The sequence below is a fragment of the Prescottella defluvii genome (genome assembly GCF_000738775.1).
GTDB lineage: Bacteria > Actinomycetota > Actinomycetes > Mycobacteriales > Mycobacteriaceae > Prescottella > Prescottella defluvii.
The window spans coordinates 1-4,373 of the sequence record NZ_JPOC01000093.1; the positions used below are offsets into that span (position 1 = coordinate 1).

The 4,373-nt window shown below is 68.8% G+C and carries 6 protein-coding genes; 2 read left to right on the forward strand and 4 right to left on the reverse strand.

Going from position 1 to position 4,373, the window contains the following annotated elements:
- On the forward strand, window positions 1–642 hold a 642-nt coding region (locus tag IJ15_RS0123700), incomplete at its 5' end, for a hypothetical protein (protein ID WP_031940806.1).
- 156 nt (window positions 643–798) lie between these two features.
- Window positions 799–1,650: a bifunctional hydroxymethylpyrimidine kinase/phosphomethylpyrimidine kinase gene (gene thiD, locus IJ15_RS0123705; protein ID WP_156112215.1), complete on the forward strand. Its 852-nt coding sequence runs from the start codon at window positions 799–801 to the stop codon at window positions 1,648–1,650.
- On the opposite strand, the gene IJ15_RS0123710 is transcribed toward thiD, so the two are convergent.
- The 4 genes from IJ15_RS0123710 to IJ15_RS0123725 form a co-directional block, all read right to left on the reverse strand.
- Window positions 1,651–1,836, reverse strand: a complete 186-nt coding sequence (locus IJ15_RS0123710) for a hypothetical protein (protein WP_005517890.1) — start codon at window positions 1,834–1,836, stop codon at window positions 1,651–1,653. It abuts the gene before it with no gap.
- A 66-nt stretch (window positions 1,837–1,902) separates the two neighbouring features.
- Window positions 1,903–2,703 carry a nucleotidyl transferase AbiEii/AbiGii toxin family protein gene (locus tag IJ15_RS0123715; RefSeq protein WP_031940808.1) on the reverse strand — a complete coding sequence of 267 codons (801 nt, stop codon included), beginning with the start codon at window positions 2,701–2,703 and terminating at the stop codon, window positions 1,903–1,905.
- Complete coding sequence (locus IJ15_RS0123720; protein ID WP_331281042.1) at window positions 2,700–3,215, reverse strand: type IV toxin-antitoxin system AbiEi family antitoxin; 516 nt, start codon at window positions 3,213–3,215, stop codon at window positions 2,700–2,702. The genes IJ15_RS0123715 and IJ15_RS0123720 overlap by 4 nt, the downstream gene beginning before the upstream one ends.
- Window positions 3,216–3,477: 262 nt before the next feature.
- Entirely contained in the window at window positions 3,478–4,299 is an 822-nt protein-coding gene (locus IJ15_RS0123725) for an adenylate/guanylate cyclase domain-containing protein (RefSeq protein ID WP_051919604.1), read from the reverse strand.
- Window positions 4,300–4,373: the final 74 nt, after the last annotated feature.

The window sequence follows — 4,373 nt, forward strand, 5'->3', positions numbered from 1 at the left end:
CTGGGCACCTGTATGACGGTGATCATCCGGGACGGCAACATGCGCATCGGCAACCTCGACGTCGCGGTCCCCGACGGCAGCCTGATGATCGCCGGCGGCGTCTCCCAGGACGCCGACGACCCCACACTCCAAACCTTCGTCCCGGCCGCCGACGACGGCAAGTTCGGTGTGTACGCCAACCCGATCACTGTTCCCGGCGGCGCATTCGGCGCCGCCTCGGCCGAGACGTTCGGCCCCACCGCCATCCAGGCCACGGTCGAGGCCGTCGCCTTGCCCGACGTACAGCCCTACACCCTCGCCATGCAGCTTCCGGTGCGGCTCAAGCTCTCCAATCCGATCCTCGGCGACAACTGCTACATCGGCTCCGCCGCCACCCCGATCAACCTGTCCCTGGCACTCGTGGGCAGCGCCGGACAGGCCGAATGGATCTCGGACAACGGCCCCGACGTGCCCGGCGGCGTCTGGCCGCAGGCACCCCACACCGCCACCGACTTCGCCGTCCCCGGTGCCTCCGGTTGCGGCCCGCTCGGCTCGCTGAACTGGGCGGTCAACCTGCGGGCGGGCCTGCCCTCCGCGGGCGCCGGTAACTCCCTGTCCACCACCAGCGCCGTCTACAACGTCGGCGGATGGGAATTGCTCTAGTCCTGATCCGCCCGCATCCCCTGATCCACCGCTGACCTCGTCCCGGTGCCGGTATCCCGCCGGCACCGGGACGAGTCGTGTCGTAGATGTCCCCGCACCACCGCACGCCTCACACCACCGTCCGACGCACCCGGTCGCATGGGTAGGCTCGAGGCCGTGAACTACCTGCCCCTGACGCCGACCGGCCAGACCCCGATCCGCGCCCTCACCATTGCCGGCACCGACTCCGGCGGCGGCGCCGGCATCCAGGCCGATTCACGCACCATGGCGATGTGCGGGGTGCATGCGTGCGTCGCGGTGGCCGCGGTGACGGTGCAGAACTCGGTGGGCGTCAGCGGTTTTCACGAAATCCCGCCCGAGACGGTGGCCGCGCAGGTGCGCTGCGTGGTCGAGGACATCGGCGTCTCCGCCGCCAAGACCGGCATGCTCGCGTCCACCGCGATCATCGAGGCCGTCGCGCAGGTGTGCACCGAGGTGGGCATCGGCCGCGACGGTTTCATCCCGCTGGTGGTGGACCCGGTGTGCGCGTCGATGCACGGCGATCCGCTGCTGCACGCCGAGGCGCTCGACGCCGTCCGCAACACGCTCATCCCGATCGCGTCGCTGGTGACACCGAATCTCGACGAGGTGCGCCTCATCACCGGTATCGAGGTGGTAGACGACGCCACCGCCCGCCTCGCCGCTGAGGCCCTGCACGCACTCGGCGCGCAGTGGTCGATGGTCAAGGGCGGGCACCTGCGCTCGTCGACGTCGAGCACCGACCTGCTGTTCGACGGCGACACCTTCCACGAGTTCACCAGCCCGCGGATCGACACCGGCAACGATCACGGCGGCGGCGACACCCTGGCCGCGGCGGTGACGTGCGCGCTCGCCAACGGCTACGCGATGCCCGACGCGGTCGCATTCGGCAAGGAATGGGTCACCAAGTGCCTCGAGGCGTCGTACGACCTCGGCGCCGGACACGGTCCCGTGTCGCCGCTATGGCGACTGGATCCGAAAAACGCCTGATCAGCGCGAATAGTCGCGCAGGGTCATGACGAAACCGACCGCCACCACCGGCACCGCGAGAATGTAGACGGTGATCCGGAACCACGTGGGCCCGTAGTAGCTCACCGCGATCGCGGCCGCCAGCGCCGCGATGATCATCAGCACCCCGTAGAAGGGTGTGCGCTGCGGATGCCCGGACTCGGTCACGTTCCCCAGTGTGCGCGCCGGGCATCGGGGGCGGCAACGGTTTCCCGAAGTCGTCCGAATGGTCCGCTACGGCGCTCCGGAACTCGCGATGCGCCCTCGGTCGTCGGGCTGGTCGCCATCGCGGAGCCGCGCCCACGCCGCGCGTACTTCCCCGAGCGCACTCACCGCAGTGACGTCACCGAGTCGGGTTTGACCGGCGAGCTGGGACTGCCATTCAGCCTCTCCGGGCGCGGCCGCGAAGTCATGCGCCGCAGGAAGCTTGTTGGTCGGTCCGTGACGCCGATACAGCACGGCCGCGTCGGTGTCGATAGCGCCGATTCGGTTGAGCGCCCACAGGTCCCACAAGTCTCGCGGTGCACGCCTGTTCTGCCACGTCGCTGTCTTGGATGCGGCGAAAGCCGCGCGAGTGGGCACATGCAGCCGGGCTGGTGGCGCATCGCCGTAGCGCTGTTCGAGTTCGCGCAACTCGGTCGGCCAACGCTGATATCCATTGGAGGCGAGCAACTGGATCTTGATCGCCAGGCCCTCACCGGTTGTGAGGTACGCGGCCGTCGTGTCGGGCACGTCGCTGAGCGCGTCGACCCATGTGAGGCGGCCGTGAGTGCGCTGCAAGGCACGCGGAATCAAACGGTCGAGATCCGCCGCGACAGCGTTTCGCCTGTCGAGCGCAATGAGGTCGATGTCTTCGCTCAACCTGCCTTCAGGCAGATGAGTACGTGCGAGCGCGGTACCGCCGATGAACACCACCCGCTCACGAAAGTTCTCGCTGAGAAGGGCGAGCAGATAGGAGATCAGGTGATCACGCTCCACCTGGGAATCGGCGACGCCGAAACGCTCCGCAATGGCAGCGAGCTCGTCAGCGTTCACGTCCGCACTCCCACCCAAGCCTCCGCGCGGTGCAGTGCTGCGACGAGTCGTTGCTCAGCGGCGATCTCTGCCAGACGCTCGGGATCGCTGTGCCGATAGAGCACCTCGACAGCGGACGGCACGTCGTCCTCAGCGCGGCCCAACGACGGGCGGCGCGCAAGGTCGAGAAGGGTCTGCTCCGGTGTCGTGACCAGGGCAGGACCCAATGGTGTCTCGATCCTCTCGGCGTCGAGACGCGCGGTGTCACGTTTCACGAACTGCACGACGGCGGTCCGATCCGCCAGTTCGATCGGTTGATGCTGCCGGGGCACCGCGACCACGGCTGTGGCCAGCGCACGAGGAATGGCGTGATGAACTCGGGCAGCGCTGACCCCCATCAGAATGGCGTTGTCAGGCCCGTAGATGGCGGAAGCAATTCCACAGGCGGCGGCTTCGAGATTCGGCAGCCATGGCCGTCCGACGTGTTCCTGCGGCACAGCCACGTAGTAGCCGTTGGCGACACGGTGCAGCACGCCTCGCTCGGTGAGGCGTGCGAATTCGGGGCGCGGATGCGCGTAGGTGTCCGCGGCGTCCTGTGGGCGTACGGTACGCAGTGGTCGACGCGCGAGGCTCGCCGGCAATGCGGTAGTCCGACTGTCTGACATCTCACCCCCGAGTCGTCAAGTATGTTTTTCGTAGGCTTGTAACCTACGAAACGCATACTTTATCTTGAGGTGGCATGCCTGCACGGGAGTTCGACTGCGATAGGCAGCCCGGGGACCGACAGGTCCGAGCTCATCGCCCCGCCGGCGCCGGGCGCAGCACGTAGACCCGCAGGTCCTCGGGCACCCCGCGCTGCGGCGCCGCCAGCAGCCCACGCCGGTAGCGCCGCGCAACCAGGCCCAGCTCACCGAGGCGCTCCTCGCCGATCGCGTCGTAGGTGTTGCCGGAGATCACGACGTTGCCCTTGCCGCCGAGTTCCATCATGCGTGCGGCCACGTTGACGTCGACGCCGAACCAGTCCGCGCCGATGGGCTGCGGGGCGCCGGTGTGGAGACCGACGCGCATGCGCGGGCGGTAGCCGGCGTGGTCGAGGGTCGCGAGCGCCGCACGCGCCGCGAACACCGCCTCGACGGCCCTGTCCGGATGGTCGAACACGACCATCAGCCCGTCGCCCAGACGTTTGACCACTTGGCCACCGCGCTCGATCATGGGCGGCTCGATGGTGGCCGCGACCTCCCGCAGCAGCGACAGCGTCGCACCGTCGCCCACCTGCAGCGACCAGCCGGAGAACCCGACCAGATCGGTGAAGACGATGGTGACCTCGCCGTTCGCGGGGCTGCCCGACGTCTTCTCGAGCACCGCCTGCAGCACCTGCAGTGCCGCCAGGCTCACCTCGCGCGACGCCCCCGACCCGGTGTCGATCATGCGGGCCGCGGCCCGGGCGCCGCCGGGACCGGTGGTCGACAGGGGGTCACCGAATGCGGGATCACCGGGCAGTGAGCGCCTGATCCGCCGCACGGCGTCGACCAGCTGGGGTTGCCGGTCCGCGTCGCGTACCCACTTCGCCACCGAACCGGTGACCTTGGCGTATCCGCCCTCCGTGCCGGAATCCACTAGAGGAACTCGCCGACTTCTTCGCCCGGCACGAACGCCCCAGGCTCCCCGCCCGCCGGGGCGGGTCGCAGTGA